At 56.7% G+C, this 16,279-nt stretch carries 17 protein-coding genes and 1 riboswitch; of the genes, 4 read left to right on the forward strand and 13 right to left on the reverse strand.

Features of this window, described 5'->3' with window-relative positions; all coding sequences use genetic code 11:
* The first annotated feature begins 12 nt into the window (after window positions 1–12).
* Window positions 13–1,875, forward strand: coding sequence for a DNA mismatch repair endonuclease MutL (gene mutL / locus Q1A00_RS04695; protein ID WP_298401650.1), 1,863 nt, complete (start codon window positions 13–15; stop codon window positions 1,873–1,875).
* A 281-nt stretch (window positions 1,876–2,156) separates the two neighbouring features.
* On the opposite strand, the gene Q1A00_RS04700 is transcribed toward mutL, so the two are convergent.
* From Q1A00_RS04700 to csx15, 4 genes are all read right to left on the reverse strand, one after another.
* Window positions 2,157–3,323, reverse strand: coding sequence for a C45 family peptidase (locus Q1A00_RS04700; protein WP_298401652.1), 1,167 nt, complete (start codon window positions 3,321–3,323; stop codon window positions 2,157–2,159).
* A 496-nt stretch (window positions 3,324–3,819) separates the two neighbouring features.
* Entirely contained in the window at window positions 3,820–5,169 is a 1,350-nt protein-coding gene (locus Q1A00_RS04705; protein ID WP_299755496.1) for a DUF3696 domain-containing protein, read from the reverse strand.
* A 44-nt stretch (window positions 5,170–5,213) separates the two neighbouring features.
* Window positions 5,214–6,380, reverse strand: a complete 1,167-nt coding sequence (locus Q1A00_RS04710; protein ID WP_298401659.1) for a cysteine desulfurase family protein — start codon at window positions 6,378–6,380, stop codon at window positions 5,214–5,216.
* Between the two features lie 10 nt (window positions 6,381–6,390).
* Complete coding sequence (gene csx15 / locus Q1A00_RS04715) at window positions 6,391–6,777, reverse strand: CRISPR-associated protein Csx15 (protein WP_298401661.1); 387 nt, start codon at window positions 6,775–6,777, stop codon at window positions 6,391–6,393.
* A 148-nt stretch (window positions 6,778–6,925) separates the two neighbouring features.
* Between csx15 and Q1A00_RS04720 the strand changes: the two genes are divergently transcribed.
* Complete coding sequence (locus Q1A00_RS04720) at window positions 6,926–7,336, forward strand: META domain-containing protein (protein WP_299755499.1); 411 nt, start codon at window positions 6,926–6,928, stop codon at window positions 7,334–7,336.
* A 54-nt stretch (window positions 7,337–7,390) separates the two neighbouring features.
* Here the strand turns inward: Q1A00_RS04720 and Q1A00_RS04725 are convergent, their stop codons facing one another.
* Genes Q1A00_RS04725 through Q1A00_RS04735 form a run of 3 tightly spaced genes read right to left on the reverse strand, consistent with a single transcriptional unit; the run spans window position 7,391 to window position 9,033 of the window.
* A complete protein-coding gene (locus Q1A00_RS04725) occupies window positions 7,391–8,341 on the reverse strand; it encodes an ABC transporter substrate-binding protein (RefSeq protein ID WP_298482919.1) in 951 nt (316 codons plus the stop codon).
* An 18-nt stretch (window positions 8,342–8,359) separates the two neighbouring features.
* A complete protein-coding gene (locus tag Q1A00_RS04730; RefSeq protein ID WP_298401668.1) occupies window positions 8,360–8,740 on the reverse strand; it encodes a hypothetical protein in 381 nt (126 codons plus the stop codon).
* Window positions 8,737–9,033, reverse strand: coding sequence for a YggT family protein (locus Q1A00_RS04735; protein WP_298401670.1), 297 nt, complete (start codon window positions 9,031–9,033; stop codon window positions 8,737–8,739). Before Q1A00_RS04735 ends, Q1A00_RS04730 begins: the two co-directional genes overlap by 4 nt.
* A gap of 292 nt (window positions 9,034–9,325) precedes the next feature.
* Here Q1A00_RS04735 and Q1A00_RS04740 point away from each other — a divergent pair, with 292 nt between their 5' ends.
* The gene (locus Q1A00_RS04740; protein ID WP_298401672.1) at window positions 9,326–9,769 is read left to right on the forward strand and encodes a hypothetical protein; all 444 of its coding nucleotides are present in this window, start codon (window positions 9,326–9,328) and stop codon (window positions 9,767–9,769) included.
* Window positions 9,770–9,771: 2 nt separating this feature from the next.
* Here the strand turns inward: Q1A00_RS04740 and Q1A00_RS04745 are convergent, their stop codons facing one another.
* From Q1A00_RS04745 to Q1A00_RS04770, 6 genes are all read right to left on the reverse strand, one after another.
* Complete coding sequence (locus Q1A00_RS04745) at window positions 9,772–10,035, reverse strand: hypothetical protein (RefSeq protein WP_298401674.1); 264 nt, start codon at window positions 10,033–10,035, stop codon at window positions 9,772–9,774.
* A 165-nt stretch (window positions 10,036–10,200) separates the two neighbouring features.
* Complete coding sequence (gene map, locus Q1A00_RS04750; protein ID WP_298401676.1) at window positions 10,201–10,977, reverse strand: type I methionyl aminopeptidase; 777 nt, start codon at window positions 10,975–10,977, stop codon at window positions 10,201–10,203.
* A 60-nt stretch (window positions 10,978–11,037) separates the two neighbouring features.
* Window positions 11,038–11,961: a methylenetetrahydrofolate reductase gene (locus Q1A00_RS04755; protein ID WP_298401678.1), complete on the reverse strand. Its 924-nt coding sequence runs from the start codon at window positions 11,959–11,961 to the stop codon at window positions 11,038–11,040.
* A gap of 3 nt (window positions 11,962–11,964) precedes the next feature.
* Complete coding sequence (locus tag Q1A00_RS04760; RefSeq protein ID WP_298482917.1) at window positions 11,965–13,161, reverse strand: aminotransferase class I/II-fold pyridoxal phosphate-dependent enzyme; 1,197 nt, start codon at window positions 13,159–13,161, stop codon at window positions 11,965–11,967.
* Between the two features lie 73 nt (window positions 13,162–13,234).
* Window positions 13,235–13,341, reverse strand: a riboswitch (SAM riboswitch).
* Window positions 13,342–13,420: 79 nt separating this feature from the next.
* Window positions 13,421–14,005 carry a class I SAM-dependent methyltransferase gene (locus Q1A00_RS04765; RefSeq protein WP_299755503.1) on the reverse strand — a complete coding sequence of 195 codons (585 nt, stop codon included), beginning with the start codon at window positions 14,003–14,005 and terminating at the stop codon, window positions 13,421–13,423.
* 241 nt (window positions 14,006–14,246) lie between these two features.
* Complete coding sequence (locus tag Q1A00_RS04770) at window positions 14,247–14,795, reverse strand: GNAT family N-acetyltransferase (RefSeq protein WP_298401684.1); 549 nt, start codon at window positions 14,793–14,795, stop codon at window positions 14,247–14,249.
* Between the two features lie 218 nt (window positions 14,796–15,013).
* Here Q1A00_RS04770 and Q1A00_RS04775 point away from each other — a divergent pair, with 218 nt between their 5' ends.
* On the forward strand, window positions 15,014–16,201 hold the full coding sequence (locus Q1A00_RS04775) for an acetyl-CoA C-acyltransferase family protein (protein WP_299644898.1): 1,188 nt from the start codon (window positions 15,014–15,016) through the stop codon (window positions 16,199–16,201).
* The last annotated feature ends 78 nt before the right edge of the window (window positions 16,202–16,279 follow it).

Here is a 16,279-nt window from a genome sequence, read left to right on the forward strand (position 1 = left end):
GGGGCGATGCCTATGCCCATCCGTTTGCTCGATGAAACCATTGCTGCTCAAATCGCCGCCGGCGAAGTGGTCGAACGCCCGGCGTCGGTGGTGAAGGAGCTGGTCGAGAACGCGCTCGATGCCGGCGCGCGCCGGATCGTGGTTGAGGTGCGCGGTGGTGGGTTGCGTGAGATTCGAGTGCAAGATGACGGCTGCGGCATTCCGGCCGATGAAGTGGAGTTGGCGTTTGCCCGCCATGCCACCAGTAAGCTCCAATCTGCCGAGGATTTGTGGGCGATTCGCACGCTGGGTTTTCGCGGCGAAGCCTTGCCCAGCATCGCCAGCGTGGCACAGGTGATCTGCATCACCCGCGTGGCCGAGGCCGAGGTGGGAGTTGAGCTGCGCATTGCCGGCGGTGAGGTGCAATCGCGTTTGCCCTGCGGTTGTCCGGTGGGCACGACGATCACGGTGCGCAATCTCTTTTACAACACCCCCGTGCGCCGCGAGTACCTCCGTTCTGAGGCGACCGAAACTGGCGCGATTAGCGCGATTGTTCAGCAGTACGCCCTTGCCTACCCTGAAGTGAGCTTTAGCCTCGTGGTTGATGGCCGGGTGATGTTCCAAACCGCCGGTGATGGCGATCTGCGCGCAGTAGCAGTGGAGTTGTACGGTCTTGAAGTGGGACGATCTTTGCTGCCGGTGCAGGCTGAAGCCGGTGCCGATGAGTTGTGGGTGTCAGTGCGTGGCTTGATCTCGCCGCCCGAACTGACCCGTAGTTCGCGCAGTTATCTCGCGCTCTTCGCCAACCGGCGTGCGTTGCAGCCGCGTGGCGCACTGGCGGCTGTGGTCGAGAATGCCTACCATACGATGTTGATGAAGGGACGTTTTCCTATTGCAATTATCGACCTGCGCGTGCATCCAGCCGCGATTGACGTGAATGTTCATCCCACGAAAAGTGAGGTAAAGTTTCGCTATGCCGCTCATGTTCACAGCGTACTGGGCCGCGCTATCCGCGATGCGTTGATCAGCGGGGCCGATGTTCCGGTCTGGGATGCGCCCGATCCGGCGACGGCCCAGCGCCGGTTCGAGTTGCGCCGGCTCGGCCAAGAGCCGCCGTCGCCGCCACCATCGGCGTGGGGAGTGGGTGCAGCGGCGTGGGATCGCGCTCGTTCGCGCTGGGATGCCGGTTCGCCGGCGGCACATCTGACGACGCCGTTGCCGCTGCCGCCGTCCGATACGCCGGTTGCGTCTGAATCGTCTGTGCCGATTGCGCCGCCAACGGCTGAGCCTGCCCCAGTACCAGCCCCCTCACCCTCATCGCTGCCGCCGCTGCGGGTGGTGGGGCAGGTTGGCTTGACCTATATCGTCGCTGAAGCGCCGGAAGGGATGTATCTGATTGACCAGCACGCCGCCCACGAGCGGATTACTTATGAGAAGCTGATGAACCAATACGCCCAGCGGGCAGTCGAGTCGCAGCAGTTACTGATGCCACAGGCGGTTGAGTTAAGCCCGGAAGCAAGCGCACTGCTGTTGGGCAATGCCGAGAAGCTGACCGAGTGGGGATTCGTGCTTGAGTCATGGGGCACTGGCGTGCTGGTGCGCGCGATGCCGGCCACCCTCCCGCTCGACGAATTGGCGCAGGCGTTGCACGAGATGGCTGAGCGGCTGGCCGGACGCGGCGGCAGCAGTCCGCTCGAGTGGCGCGAGGCAATGCTGATCACGCTCGCCTGCCATACCTCGGTGCGCGCCGGTCAGCCGCTCTCACACGAGGAGATGCGCCAACTGATCCGCCAGCTCGAACAGTGCGTTAGCCCGCGTACCTGCCCTCACGGCCGCCCGACCATGATCCTGATGACACCATCGCAGCTCGAACGACAATTTGGCCGCCGCGGGTAATGTAGAGATGGACGGCTGTCCGTTTTCATAAACGCAAAGGCGCAATGATCGCAGAGGACGCAAAGGTTTTTTATGTGGGAAGTGTTACGATGTTTGGTGTCGTTTCTGAATGTCCACCGCGTTCTTCGTATCTTTGCATTAAACAAAAGATGTGAATAGGCCTAAAACTGCAAAGAACGCAAAGAAAACTTGGTCACAACCTCAACCCTACTCATACCCCATCCAAAAATCTCTGCGTCCTTCGCGCCTTTGCGTTAAAACCCTCTGCCCCCGCTGCGCTTTTAGATTGGTACCGGCACGAACGGCGTTGTACACGGCACATGCGCCGCGACGTGCATCGTCTGCGCCGCCAGATCGATAATCACGCCACACACACTCTCGGTGCGGTCAACCGCCGCAATTCGCGGATCGGGATGGCGGCAGATACAGCGCGGCGCACCCTCGTGGTCGCGCAGAATGTTCTCTAACACCGTGCGATCTATCTGACCAGCCGCAGCCTGTAGCAGTTCCCATGCCCGTCCATATCGCTCGCGACTTGTAGACGTTGGCTCTAAGGCGCACTCGCCAGCCGCTGTACCGGCATCGAGACAGTGATTGGCATGGGCCAGTAGCCCTGCGCGTGCCAGTATCTCAGCGACTCCCTCTGGGGTGATTTCCAGCGCCAACAGTTCGCCGCCGGCGCCGGCCAGTGTAATGCACGACGAACCGCTAGCCGGAATGTGCTCGGCTAGTTGGCGGGCCGCCGCGACACTGGTCGTTTGCAACATCTGGCGCAACAACACATGCACTGGCATCCCCTGCCGCTGGCCGTCGGCCCGCGAACGCAACAGATTCAAGCCCACCGCAACGCCGGCTCCATTCAACCCGATCTTCGCCACCATCCCTGCTTCGGTCAAGGTCAAGATCGGCGGCTGATCGGGGCTGATGATTCGCAACAGTATGCACGCCGCCCGCTGATCACCCTGCCAATCCCACGTCTGTGCCAGCCATACCCCGCCGTTCGCAGTAGCCGGCGGTGCAGCAGCGGCAGTCGTACATTCGCCGTCATCCCCGGCTGCGTCGCGTGTCATCGCCGGTTGTTCAATGTGTTGCGGCACGCCAGCAGCCCGATTACGGGCGAGTGCTGCTGCCGCAGCAGGATGATGCACCCCGACCCCCACCCCGGCCAGCAACTCGGTGCGTACATTGAGGGCAATAATTTCAGCGAGGGTACGCCCGGCACCGACGGCAATGCCGCGCATCTCGTCGAGCAGATCAGGGGCACGCTCGCGCAGAAGTGGTTCGTAAGCCAACGCCTCACTTTGGGCCGCCTCCCAATCTAACCCGCGACGGTAGGCAAACAGGCGGGCATAGCTGGCAATGCTATGCCGAATCTGTGCAGCAGTGACAGCGCCGTACTGCCGACCACGCTCAAACGGCTCGCCGGTGATGGTGATGGATGGGAACACGTTAATCCTTCCTTTGCCTCAGACATCGGCAGCAAATTGTTGCCCGTTGCAAATATTCTCGATTGTTACGTGATGGGTAGCAAGCGCTGCTTGATACCTTACCCAGTCACTATCTACTGCATTGATTATCGGTGGATGATCGGGATGCGCAATAGCTACTGCCACATACTTGCGATCTGACCGATCAAATTGGGCAAGATCCGGGTCATCGGGGAATTCGGCGAATTCGCGACCGTTATTGCTCGGTGTGATCGAAACGATGGTGCATATCTCAGGGTTGAAAGCGTTACTCCAAAGCCACTTAAAAAAGGCGTCGCCGACAGGTGCCTGCGATATTCTTGCAATATGGACTGTAACGTATCAAGGGCAACCCGCTGTTTTGCTTGAATGAGCCGTAATCTGTCAATACAAGCCAATTGGCACGCTTGACTTGCCTGCGCAGCCCTGCCGTTTGCCGTGATGGCAACGTTCACATCAACAATGACAGTTTGCTGTCTCATGCACTACCTAGTTGTCGTTTCAGCATAGCTTCCTGCATTGCCGCAATGTCGCCAAACTCATCGCCAAAAAAGTTTTCCGGCCAGTTGGTGATGTTTCCGTACTGGTCAAGCTGCAACGGTTGCAATCGTGAGATACCTAACTTATTGGTGGTACAGAAATAGAGCGCTGCCTCACTTGAGTCTAATGTTCCCTCAGCAATTCGGCGCTGAAGACGGCGCAAGAGATGTTCACTGTGGCTTTCGAGAATGATCTGAATCTGACGAGTACGAATGGCATCAATTAAGACATCGGCTAATCCCGCTTGCACACTGGGGTGCAGATGCGTTTCAGGCTGTTCAAGAATGATGGTTGCACCTTTCGGTGCGTAGTAGCATAACACGATCACCGGTAGAATCTGCGAAATACCAAAACCGACATCAGTTATCAGAACATCGGGGCTGCCCGGTGTTAGTTTGACTGATACTTCATACATCTCGTTGCGAGGATAGGGGAAAGGATGGATTGAAAAATGATGTGCGAGACCTAGCTCTTTTAGCCATTGTGCTACCTTTTCTTCAAGACTTTCGCCTGAATAATGCTCCGCCTTACTCTTCCGAGCTGCAAGCAATGCGGCAATAGCTAATTCGCCACGCTGACCAACATCTTGTGGCCGTTGACCACTCCATACGTAAGTGCGCTTGGGGTACTCGCGTAGTGGGCCAAGGTACCAGATATGTTGGCCCAACTTCTCAAATGCAAGCACGAACTCTTTTAGAAAGTTGGCATTCTGATAGGACGCAAACACCTCACTGGGAAAGCCATAACATTTTATCGGGGCAGGAAAGGTAGTAGAACGGTTGTGAATAGGCTTGAGATCGTATCCTTTAATAAGCAGGTTGTACTTTTGCTCTGCTTCTTGCTCCATGCCAAACTGGTACTGGTGCGATCCAATAGAGAATGAATATGTAAACCGCTTAACAGCAATGCTGTCTCTTAGGTCTTGTATAGTAGTTGAAAAGTTCAATTTTTTGATCGAGCGCTGTGGATGGGATGTTTGATCGGGTTCTGGGATGTACACCTCTTGGATCGGGTGCCATTCGATAGATATTGTGATTCCGCTAGATATACGATGTGCGTGAATGATATCGAAAAATGTACCTAGATTGACATAGGTGTGTTCATGACCTGTTTGCAATACCTGTTGTTGATCGGAGGATTCGACTGTCTGTTTGAGGAGCAGCAAGAGCTGAAGGATCGCTGTCTTGCCAGAACTGTTGGGGCCGAACAGACCGGTGATCGGTGCCATTCGGATTGGCCCAGTATCCCGCCAAGATTTGAAATTCTCAGCCGCTACCTCTGTGATCATCGCTGCACCTCCGACGTAGCAGTGTACCAGTCCCCCCTCCAATGTCACCCACACGGCGTCAACGTCCGCAGTTGACCGACCAGATCGGGCAGAACGTCAAGCAGCGTATCGATCTGCGCCTCGGTTGTCTGTCGTCCAAGCGAAAAGCGGATCGAGCCGTTGGCTTCGTGAGGTGCGAGGCCCATGGCAAGCAAGACGTGTGATGGTTCGAGCGAGCCGGAGGTGCAGGCGCTGCCTGAACTGGCGCAGATGCCGCGCTGGTCGAGCAAGAGCAGCAGGCTTTCGGTTTCGATGCCAGCAAAGCCAAGATTAACGATGCTCGGCAGGCGGTACACCCGGTCGCCGTTGAGCCACGAGTGGGGAATTCGGGTTAGCACGCCGTCGATCAAGCGGTCGCTGAGTGCGCGCAGCCGCGTGAAATAATCTCCACGCTCGCATTCAGCGATCTCGAGCGCCTTTGCCAATCCGACGATCCCAGCAACGTTTTCAGTGCCGGCGCGCCGCCGTCGCTCTTGGGCGCCGCCGTTGATCTGTGGTACCAACGGTGTGCCGCGGCGCAGGTACAATACACCGACACCTTGCGGCCCGTAAAACTTGTGCGCCGTGAGACTAAGCAAATCGACCCCGAGCGCTTGCACGTCAAGCGGTAATTGACCGGGTGCTTGCACTGCATCGGTATGGAATAGCACTCCTCGTTCGCGGCAGATAGCGGCTAGCTCGGCAATTGGCTGGATAATGCCGGTTTCGTTGTTGGCGTACATCACCGAAACGAGCGCCGTTTCAGGTCGGATTGCCGTTGCGAGATCGGCGGGATTCACCCGTCCGCTACGATCAACTGGTAGTAACGTGACGGTAAATCCTTCGTACTCGACCAGATAATCAAGCGCGTGTAGTACGGCGTGATGCTCAATTGCACTGCCGATCAGGTGCGTTTTTCCTTGCGCCCGCAACGCCATTGCCACACCCTTGATCGCGAGATTGATACTCTCGCTGCCGCCGCTGGTAAAGACAATCTCTTTCGGCTGACACCCAAGCACTTGCGCCACCTGTTCACGCGCATCATCAAGCGCTTGGAGCGCTGCACGTCCGACATAGTGAATGCTCGATGCGTTGCCGCTCATACCGGTCAGGAAGGGCATCATCGCCGCTAGCACTCGCTGATCGAGTGGTGTCGTGGCGGCGTGATCGAGATAGATCAGGCGATCAATCATACGTAGTGCTCTACTGAGCGCGGCGAGTGCGGGCTTCGTCGCGCAATACTTGTAGATTAAGGATTTCAGCTACTTCATACCGCGGCGGCAGAGCGCCAGCTACGGGCCGTAAGCGCAGCACCGGCGGAAAATAGCCCATCCGTCCGTGGAGTTCTGCCAAGAGAGCGGCGGCGCTAAAATTCAGCGCCGGCAAATTGACGAGGATGGCTTCGCTTTGCCACTGCGCGGCTGATAAGCCGGCCGCATCGGCGAGCGCGACGATCTGTGGGCCGAGTGGTTGTTGTTGGTCGATTTGGCTGTTAATATCGATGACTCGTTCGATGGCTTGTCCGGTTAGGGCCACAATCTGTTCGCGTTGAGTTTCGAGAATGGGGTGGGAATAGTTCAAAATGATCATACAAGCGCAACCTTTCCTTCGTCGGTAATCCGTCTATATTGTAACGCAGAGTGCATCGGCGCGGCGCTGGGGTATGCCGGAACTTTCTTACACTGAATACCGTCTTCTTTGCGGTATGAAGGCCCTATTGCAATAAGGAATGATACGTATGATGTTCATCCGTGCCATCATTGTTCTGCTCGTTGCGTTTCTGTTCGTTGCCTGTAGCAGTGCTGCTCCATCAGCTCTGATCAATCGCCAATGGCAACTGATCGAGATCCGTGGCCAACCACCGATCGCTGCTGGTCAGTCAGTAACGATCCAGTTTAACCCAACCGATCGGGTCAGTGGTTTTGCCGGCTGTAATGGCTTTAGCGGTCAGTACCGCGTTGCCGGTGCCACTATCACGGTGAGCAAGGTGACCAGCACGATGATGGCATGCGCCGATGATGCCGTCACTGCCCAAGAAATGGCCTTCCACCAAGCATTGTCGGACGCAACTCGGTATGAACTAACCGCTGGAATTCTTTCCCTTCTTGATAGGAATGACGTCGTTGTGTTACGGTTTCAAGCCGCATAAGCGTGACCGATGCAATCACCTTCAAAGGTGATTGCATCGTACCATTCAGCAGTATTACCCTATGAGTAACTCATTCGTAAACAGTTCACGGTAGGTATCTGGCGCCAACGGTATCGGTTGTCCTCGCCGATCAACTACCATCCCTCGTCGCTCGATCCACTCCACAAAAGCCCACCAGCGCTGACTCTTCATCACCCCCCACCGTCCATCGTCAGTCAGCAGCGCGGGCGCCAGTTCGTGCCAACTCTCGGCGACGAACGCCGGATCCGACAGATCAGGATGGTTGGCCGTCGCGATCAGCAGCTCCACTGCCTCGGTGGGATGTTCGACCGCAAAACGGTACCCTTCAGCAGTTGCAGCAAGGAACGCGCGCAAGCTATCGGCGTATTTCCGCACTGCTAGCGGGTGGGCCAGCAGCACCGGTGTGTACCCGTAAGGAATGCCGTAGTCGTCGAGGCGAAAGGCATTGAGTGTAATGCCGGCCCGCCGTGCTTGTACCCCTTCCCACGGCAAAAACACCCACGTCGCATCAGCATTGCCGGTGAGCAGGGTGTTCCAAATGCCGAGTTTGGGCGGGAAGATTTCGTCAAATTCGCCCTTGCCGCCATCGTTGCGGATCATCTGTGCCACGATCGCGCGCTCGAAACGGGCATTGTACGAAGCGTACCGGCGGCCATCCAACTTCGCCGGTCGGTCGATACCACTGCTCGCCAAAGTCACTATCGCACTAGTGTCACGCTGCGCAAGCGCTGCAATCGCCACTAGCGACGGCTTCGTTGGGTGCAGGTAATAGCTCAACGCACTTTCAGACGGCGCAATTGCCAGCATGGCTGTGCCTTGCACCACCTTTGCCGCTGGCGTTGTCTGGTAGTTGTCTTCTTCCGGCGAACGTAGAACAACTTCAAGACCGGCAGCCTGATACCATCCCTTGCCGATAGCAACGTAAAAGCCAATATGGTTGGTATTTGGTGTCCAATCTAACGCCAGTGTTATCTGCTGTGTCATACGCCTTTCCTGTCAACGTTACGACTCTTCGAGCACTGTTTTCCCTAATCCGCTCAAACGGGCAATCAGCCAGCCGATGGTAAAGACCGGGATCGGCTGGGTGAACGGGATCAGCGCCTCAACTACAGCCTTGTTACGCAACCCGCGCAATCCTAACCGGTCGAGGAGTACCCAACTGATCGGAGCGGCCAGTACATCCAACCCTAGGTCGAGCAGGTCGAGTGCGATTGGTAATGCGATCGGTAGATAATGCATCGTCTCGAAAAAGCCGGCATCAGGGGGGACATTCAGGCTGCGGATGCGCTGCCAGATGAGCCAGAGCGTGATCGCTGCCAGCGTAACGCCAATCAGCATGAAGAAGATAAGCCAAGAGAGTATGGTTAGGAGTTGGTCGGTCACGGTTGCCGTCTCCTTCCCAACCAGACCCAACTCAGTGCGGTGACGCTGATCACCACAATCAGAGTGGCTACCGTCGCGAACTCTACCACGGCGCCAAAGCGCGGTTGATCGCGGTCGATTATTGCCAGCGGCGTAACCAACGGTGCAGTCAGGGTGTAGAGCCACGAAACTGTAGGGCTATCAGGTCGCGCCGCCAGCACCTTGAGCACGAGCCGCGCGATGAGCAACCCGCTGATCGCACCACCAAGGAGGGCGATGCCGTTGCGCAATCTAGCTACGTTCCAAACCTGCATGGTCACTCCTTGAAACTTTTTGCCGAACCTGTTCGTCTGTTGTATGTAAGCGTAATGTAAATGCAATGTGGTGTCTCGCCGTGTTTATCTGCGCTTGCAGCGTTTCTCAGTGGTAGGGTGATTTGGCTCCTGCGGCCGACAACTTCTCAGATACGTTGATATTTCTCAGCGAAATATGACCAGCGACCTATGGCATTGGTAACAGTAGTTTGCTAAACTACCAATACCTACGCTCTCTTCTTCATCGCAGCCACTGGTGACAATTTGGCAGCAACTACGTTGGAGAATTGGTATGATCAAGCCGATGGTGTCGGTTAGCGCAGAGCAGCGTATCACAATCAAGCGGTTTCTCGGCACACAGCGGTTCAACCTCTTTCTGTTGATGGTTGGCATCGAGCTGTGTTTGCTCGTTAGCGTGCTAGGTTGGTTGCTGAGTGCTGCGCCATCACGCACCCCGTTGGCTGCCACACCAGATTTAACGCCGCTAACCCATGAAATCAAGGGCCGGCTCAGTGGTGCGATCCTCGACCCGTTGATTGAAATAAAGCCGGGTGTAGCAATCCGGGCTAGCAACATCCGCGGTTTTCGCTACGAGGGTAGCATCTACTACTATTACGTTGAAGGTGCTGCAAACTACGATCCCCTCTCACGCGGTATTGTCCGGCCCGATCAAGTCGAAATCATGCTGCGCGATGAAAGCGGCGCACAGACGATCGTGCTGTATCGCGTGCATTGAGATTAGCGGCGACGACCTTCTTGCCAATCACCCCAATCGCGTTCTTCAGCCGCCCGGATCGCGCGCCGCTTCAATGCCCGCCGCGATATCGGGATGACATCGTTGAAGATAGCCCAGAGCTGTTCTTCAAGGTGCGGCTGTTTCGCCAAGGCCGCCTCAATTGCGCTCATATCAAGCCCTCGCGCGTGTAATTCGCGGGCAATGGTCTTCGCCCGCTCCTTGTCATCGTTCGCTAAGGCCGCGATCAATTCTTCTTCCGGAGTCATATTCGCTCCTCTGGTAGAGATGCAACGTGAGCAAAGCTGCAAAGGTTGGTGAACGCAAAGCCGCCAAGGATGTTTGGAAACGATCCAAAGCGGTCTTCTACCCCGCCGACAAGATCCTTTGCGTGCTCTGTGACCGTCGTGCCTTTGCGTTGAACATCCCTTAGGCTACGCGGTGAGAATGATTGGCCCCTCGTCAGAGATTGCCAACGTATGCTCAAACTGGGCCGAACGCTTGCCATCGGCGGTGCGTACCGTCCAGCCGTCCCGATCGATCTTGGTCGTTGCTGTACCGGCATTAATCATCGGCTCGATGGTAAAGACCATTCCTGCGACAATCTTCCGCGTCTGGTTGGGATCATCGTAATGCAAAATCGTCGGCTCTTCGTGCAAATTACGGCCCAACCCGTGCCCGGTATACTCGCGCACGACTGAAAAACCATTGGCTTCAGCGTAACGCTGGATCGCCGCTCCAATCGCGCGCAGCGGATTACCTACTCGTGCCTGCTCGATACCTAGTTCGAGACAGCGGCGCGTGACATCGAGTAACCGCTGCGTCTCGTCATCGACCTCGCCGACGGCAAAGGTTTCGCAGGCGTCGCCGATCCAGCCGTTTAGGCGCAGGCCAATGTCAATTCCGACAATGTCGCCTTGGCGTAAGCGGTCGCGCTTGCTGGGAATGCCGTGGCAGATCACATCGTTAATCGAGGCGCAGATCGTGCCGGGGAAGGGTGGGATATAGTTACGCCGTCCGGCAGGGACGTACCCTTTGTACACCGGCTCAGCCCCGTGAGAACGGATAAACTCTTCAGCAATTGCATCGAGTTCAGCCGTGGTCACGCCGGGTCGGATATGCTCACGCAATACGTTGAACGTCTGCCGCACCAGTTGGCCGGCGGCACGCAAGAGTTCTATCTGCGCTGGAGATTTGAGAATGATAGCCATTGATTTGCTCGCTTATCTTCAGACACTAAGGACGATGCAACGCATCGTCCCTCCCATATGTTATAGCACATTCTCTGCAATCGCCGGCGCCGGCGGCCGCGGCAACAAACCGGCCTGCTCGACCACCCGTGGGATTGCTCGAGTCCAATCAACCGACATAATATGGACACCAGCCACCCCTTCGATACTCAGTAATTCATTGACCAGTTCGGCCGCTAGTGCAATGCCTTCAGCTTCGCTGTCAGTGGCGCGCTGCATCCGCTCGATCACTGTATCGGGCATGAGTGTACCGGGCAAGTTATCGCGCAAATAGACTGCCGACTGCGGACGGCGCAAGATCATCACTCCGGCTAGGATGTACGCCTGCTGATGCAGACCAGCGGCGCGCACATCGGCCATCCAGTGTCGAAACCGTGCTACATCAAAGATTAACTGGGTCTGAACAAATTCAGCGCCGGCTTCAATCTTCTTCTCTAGTCGTGCTGCTCGCTCGACGTTAGGGTTAGCGACGCTGCCGATAAAAAAGTGGGGGGCTTCTTTGAGTGGTGTACCCGATTGAAACGTAGCCTGATCGCGCAGGGTCCGCAGCATACGGATCAGTTGAAACGAATTCAGGTCGAGCACATTCTTGGCGTCGGGATGGTCACCGATGCGCGGATGATCGCCGGTCATTGCTAACAGGTTCCGCACCCCAAGCGCCGAAGCGCTCAAGGCATCAGCTTGTAATGCAATCCGGTTGCGGTGCTGGCAGGTCATCTGCATGATCGGCTCGATGCCGAGTTGCTGTAAGATCACGCTGCCGCCCAACGACGACATGCGGGCAATGCCACGCTGGTTGTCGGTCAGATTGACCGCATCAACATAATCGCGAATGTTCGTGGCGAGGGTCTCAAGGTGCGCGCGGGCCGCCCCCTTGGGCGGCGCAATCTCGCCGGTGACCACAATCTGGCCGGCGGCTAGCCGGCGTTGCAGGGTGGAGTGCATAAGCTATTCGTCGGCAAGGGCTTGTTGCAGATCGGCGATCAGGTCGCTCGCATCTTCGATCCCGCATGAGAGCCGGATCAGATTGTCGCGGATGCCCACCGCCAGCCGTTCTTCACTACTCAATTCATAGTAACTCATAAGCGCCGGTTGTTCAACCAGACTTTCCACACCGCCAAAGCTTGGGGCAATGTAAGGCAAGCGCAATCGGTCAACGACTGTCATTGCACTGTGCAGATCGCCGACCACCTCGAATGAGACCACGCCGCCAAACCCGCGCATTTGGGCGCGAGCAATGGCGTGATCGGGGTGATCGGGCAAGCCGGGATAATGCACTTTGGTCACGCGCGGGTGGCGGGCGAGAAATTCGGCCACCGCCTGCCCATTCTGATTGTGCCGCTCCATCCGTAAGGCGAGCGTTTTCAGGCCGCGGCCCAGCAAATAGGCCGCGTGTGGATCGCAGATTCCACCGAGAATGCCTTGCGTCTCGCGCAAGGCGCTGATGATCGACGGACGGCCAATGATAACGCCGGCGAGCAGATCGTTATGACCGGCAAGATATTTGCTACAGCTATGTACGACGAGATCGATGCCGTATGCGAGGGGGTGCATGTTGTAGGGGGTGGCGAAGGTCGCATCGATCACCGTCTTGATCCGGTGTTCGCGGGCAATTGCCGCCACTGCGGCCAGATCGATCACCCGCAGATAGGGGTTGGTCGGCGCTTCGGTAACGATCAAGCGCGTGTGGCCCGGCTCAATCGCGGCGGCGATGGCTGCCGGATCGGCTGCTGCCACCACCGTATGCCTTACCCCGAGGCGGGCTAACATCGTGCTGATAAACTGACGAGTACGGCGATAGCCGTCGTCAGTCAAGATGACATGGCTGCCAGCAGGGAGCATCGCCAACATCACGGTGGTCAACGCATTCATCCCGGAAGCGCAGAGCAATGCTGCTGCCGGAGCATCCGGTGACTCGAGCGCTGCGAGGCGAGCTTCAACGGCGCGCACGGTCGGGTTGCTATACCGGCCATACTCGTCGCGCTCTCGTTCACCCGCCTGAAAGGCGATCAACTCGGCGCTATCGCGGAAGGTATAGGTGGCACTCTGCACAATAGGTGGCGTGATCGCGTCGAACGCGCGCTGACGCGGTTCGCCAGCGTGGACGGCGGCCGTACTGAGGCCGGGAGACTGGTTAGTGGGCATAAAAAAACCTCTCATCGGGGCGACGAGAGATCAGATGACGCGCTTCTGCCGAGGGCGAGAAGACGCCGCTCTCCTCTCATCTGCCAGCTTCGTGCTGCCGGAGTTGCCACCCGTCAGGCGTTGATCCGCCGGGTTGGCGCGGTTTCATCGGGCCGGTCCCTCCACCGCTCTGGATGAGTGCAGCGTTCTGCAATTGAAGCAAGTATAGCAGGAAAGAATGCGGGTTGTCAATTCACAGGAGTGGGATACCGTCCCGCTCTTAGCGCGTGCAATAGTAAATCTCGCCGCTCTCGGCGGTCAACCCCATCCGCAGCGCCGCCTCGTGATCGGGAACCATATCAGTTACTGTTGTGACCGATACGGTAAACCCGGCTTCGCATAACCGATCGATATAATCGCGGCCATACTTACGCACATGATCTTCTTGCCCAAACGCAATCAGTCGTTCCTTTGGTTCAACGATCGTGGGATCTTCAAAGGTTGTTTCAGCCATAATCGGTACCAACAAGATCGCCCAACCGGTTGGCTTGAGTGTGCGCCAAAACTCGCGTATTGCTTTGCGATCATCAGGCACGTGTTCGAGCACATGGCTGCATAAAATAACATCAAAATATTCATCAGGATATTGAATATTGGTAATATCCATTTTGACCATGACGTGGGGATCGAGTAAATCCGCAGTGAGGTAGCCTGCGCCTAACCGGCGCCGGAAGATCGGCTCAAAGCATGGTTCAGGAGCGACATGCAGAACGTTCTTGGGTTGTGCGTCAAAAAGATTGGTTCGTTTGGTGAGGTATAACCATAATAAGCGGTGGCGTTCTAACGAACCGCAATAAATGCACATCGCGCCTTTGCGCTTCGATCTTCCGTAAGGAGCAAATGCACGCGACTCGCGTTGGCAAACGGGGCAGAAGCGACCTGTGCCACGATAACGAGGTTTCTAATCTGCTGGACTCGATTGCGCACACTGCGTAGCGGTCGCTTGATTTCTTCGGGGAGATGGCGTAGCGGGTTCGGCATAACGTATTTCAAGAATATGTTGATTGGGGCGAGACGTGATAGAGTCCCGCCCCCTTATATCACTATCACACGCGCAGGAAGGCTGACATAATCACCACATCATGCAACTCGCCGTTGCGATCAATAGCGTGGCGTGCCAATTGCCCTTCGACAGCGAACCCTAAGCGTGAAAAGATTGCTTGCCCAGCCTTCAGAGCGGCTAGCATTGCTACTGTTACCTTCTGAGCACCTAATTCACGCGCCGCTTCCACAATGGCTTGCGCCATCTGCGTTCCCAACCCGCTCCGACGCCACCCCGGTTTCACGATCAGGCGTAATTCGGCAACGTGGTTTGACCAACCGGGCACACGCCGTGCTGAGGTGTAGGCCACGATCGAACCATCATCGGCCAGTGCAATGATTTGCCGCCAATTCTCGGCGTGCGAGGCGTTAGCCAAGCGAGCAATAATTTCGGGATTGGTGAAATCTTCTTCGAGGTAGAGGAGATCGTCTTTGGGTAAACTTACCCCAAAATCGGCGAGTGCCGCTCGATCGCTTTCGACTAACGGGCGAATTGTCACCTGCCGACCATCTTTTAGTGCTGCATTGCTTATCGCTTCGCTGCGTAGGGCCATGCCCAGCCTCCTGCTGTGTGCTGATAAGGGACAGTTTCATATCGAAGTGCGTGAAATATACCACATGAAGTTACAGCCGGGTTACGCCATGCAACATCTCTTTGAAATGGTCAATTCTTTTCCCTGATTGTGTTATCGAAACTGGTATAATTGTAGCTGTTCCTTGGATTAGTAGCAACCGGCGGAGTCGCCCGGCGATCCGTCGCAAGGAGGTCGTCATGAGCGAAAAGCGCGAGGTCGTTGTGCTCAGTGGCGTGCGCACGGCCATTGGCACATTCGGCGGCAGTCTCAAAGACCATCCCCCGACTGAATTGGCGGCGTTGGTAACCCGCGAGGCAGTGGCGCGGGCTGGCGTACAGCCTGAGGAAATTGGGCATGTTGTCTTTGGCCACGTGATTAATACCGAGCCGCACGATATGTATATGGCTCGCTATGCAGCGGTACGCGGTGGTTTACCGGTCGAAGTGCCGGCGCTGACTCTCAATCGGCTGTGCGGAAGCGGTCTGCAAGCGATTGTTTCGGCGGCGCAGTATATTTTGCTCGGCGATATTGATGCAGCCGTTGCCGGTGGTTCCGAGTGTATGAGTCGCAGTCCGTATAGCCTGCCGGCGATGCGCTTCGGCGCCCGAATGAACGACGCGAAGGCTGTCGATATGATGGTCGGCGCGCTGAACGATCCGTTCGATGATTGCCATATGGGAGTGACTGCCGAGAATGTGGCAGCGAAGTGGGGCATTAGTCGCGAAGATCAAGATCAATTGGCCTACGAGAGTCATATGCGCGCGGCCCGCGCGATCGAAGAGGGGCGCTTTACTGAGCAGATCGTGCCGGTCGAGGTTAAGGTCAAAGGCGGTACTGCGCAGTTCACTATTGATGAAGGCGTGCGCCGCGATACCAGTCTCGATAAGTTAGCCAAGCTGCGCCCAGTGTTCCTCAAGGATGGCACAGTTACCGCTGGCAATGCCTCTAGCATTAATGATGCCGCTGCCGCCGTGGTGTTGATGGATCGGGCCACCGCCGAACAGCGTGGCTATAAGCCAATGGCACGCTTGGTGGGCTACAGCAACGTCGCGGTTGATCCGAAGTATATGGGTATTGGCCCGGTGCCGGCGGTGCGCCGTCTGCTCGAGCGGACTGGTCTGCGGATTGATGATATCGATGTCTTTGAGGTGAACGAAGCCTTCGCCGCCCAAGCCTTGGCCGTGATTCGCGATCTGGGTCTGCCTATGGATCGTACCAATCCTAACGGGAGTGGTATCTCGTTGGGCCATCCGATCGGCGCGACCGGCTGTATCCTGACGGTGAAAGCCATCTATGAGTTGCATCGTGTCGGTGGACGCTATGCGTTGGTGACGATGTGTATCGGTGGTGGACAGGGGATTGCGGCGATCTTCGAGCGTATGTAACTGCGTTACAATTAGGTGCGTTGCGAGCAGACGCCATAGTGTGGGCCGTGGCGTCTGCTCAAGGAACAAAGTGTAAGG

This window comes from uncultured Chloroflexus sp., assembly GCF_938091255.1.
Lineage (GTDB): Bacteria > Chloroflexota > Chloroflexia > Chloroflexales > Chloroflexaceae > Chloroflexus.

What these genes read in the sequence shown, in the direction of transcription:
- mutL (WP_298401650.1), top strand. Translation starts at nt 13, where the DNA reads ATGCCCATCCGTTTGCTCGATGAAACCATTGCTGCTCAAATCGCCGCC.
- Q1A00_RS04705 (WP_299755496.1), bottom strand. Translation starts at nt 5,169, where the DNA reads ATGATCACAGAGGTAGCGGCTGAGAATTTCAAATCTTGGCGGGATACT.
- Q1A00_RS04710 (WP_298401659.1), bottom strand. Translation starts at nt 6,380, where the DNA reads ATGATTGATCGCCTGATCTATCTCGATCACGCCGCCACGACACCACTC.
- csx15 (WP_298401661.1), bottom strand. Translation starts at nt 6,777, where the DNA reads ATGATCATTTTGAACTATTCCCACCCCATTCTCGAAACTCAACGCGAA.
- Q1A00_RS04720 (WP_299755499.1), top strand. Translation starts at nt 6,926, where the DNA reads ATGATGTTCATCCGTGCCATCATTGTTCTGCTCGTTGCGTTTCTGTTC.
- Q1A00_RS04725 (WP_298482919.1), bottom strand. Translation starts at nt 8,341, where the DNA reads ATGACACAGCAGATAACACTGGCGTTAGATTGGACACCAAATACCAAC.
- Q1A00_RS04735 (WP_298401670.1), bottom strand. Translation starts at nt 9,033, where the DNA reads ATGCAGGTTTGGAACGTAGCTAGATTGCGCAACGGCATCGCCCTCCTT.
- Q1A00_RS04740 (WP_298401672.1), top strand. Translation starts at nt 9,326, where the DNA reads ATGATCAAGCCGATGGTGTCGGTTAGCGCAGAGCAGCGTATCACAATC.
- Q1A00_RS04745 (WP_298401674.1), bottom strand. Translation starts at nt 10,035, where the DNA reads ATGACTCCGGAAGAAGAATTGATCGCGGCCTTAGCGAACGATGACAAG.
- map (WP_298401676.1), bottom strand. Translation starts at nt 10,977, where the DNA reads ATGGCTATCATTCTCAAATCTCCAGCGCAGATAGAACTCTTGCGTGCC.
- Q1A00_RS04755 (WP_298401678.1), bottom strand. Translation starts at nt 11,961, where the DNA reads ATGCACTCCACCCTGCAACGCCGGCTAGCCGCCGGCCAGATTGTGGTC.
- Q1A00_RS04760 (WP_298482917.1), bottom strand. Translation starts at nt 13,161, where the DNA reads ATGCCCACTAACCAGTCTCCCGGCCTCAGTACGGCCGCCGTCCACGCT.
- Q1A00_RS04765 (WP_299755503.1), bottom strand. Translation starts at nt 14,005, where the DNA reads ATGTGCATTTATTGCGGTTCGTTAGAACGCCACCGCTTATTATGGTTA.
- Q1A00_RS04770 (WP_298401684.1), bottom strand. Translation starts at nt 14,795, where the DNA reads ATGGCCCTACGCAGCGAAGCGATAAGCAATGCAGCACTAAAAGATGGT.
- Q1A00_RS04775 (WP_299644898.1), top strand. Translation starts at nt 15,014, where the DNA reads ATGAGCGAAAAGCGCGAGGTCGTTGTGCTCAGTGGCGTGCGCACGGCC.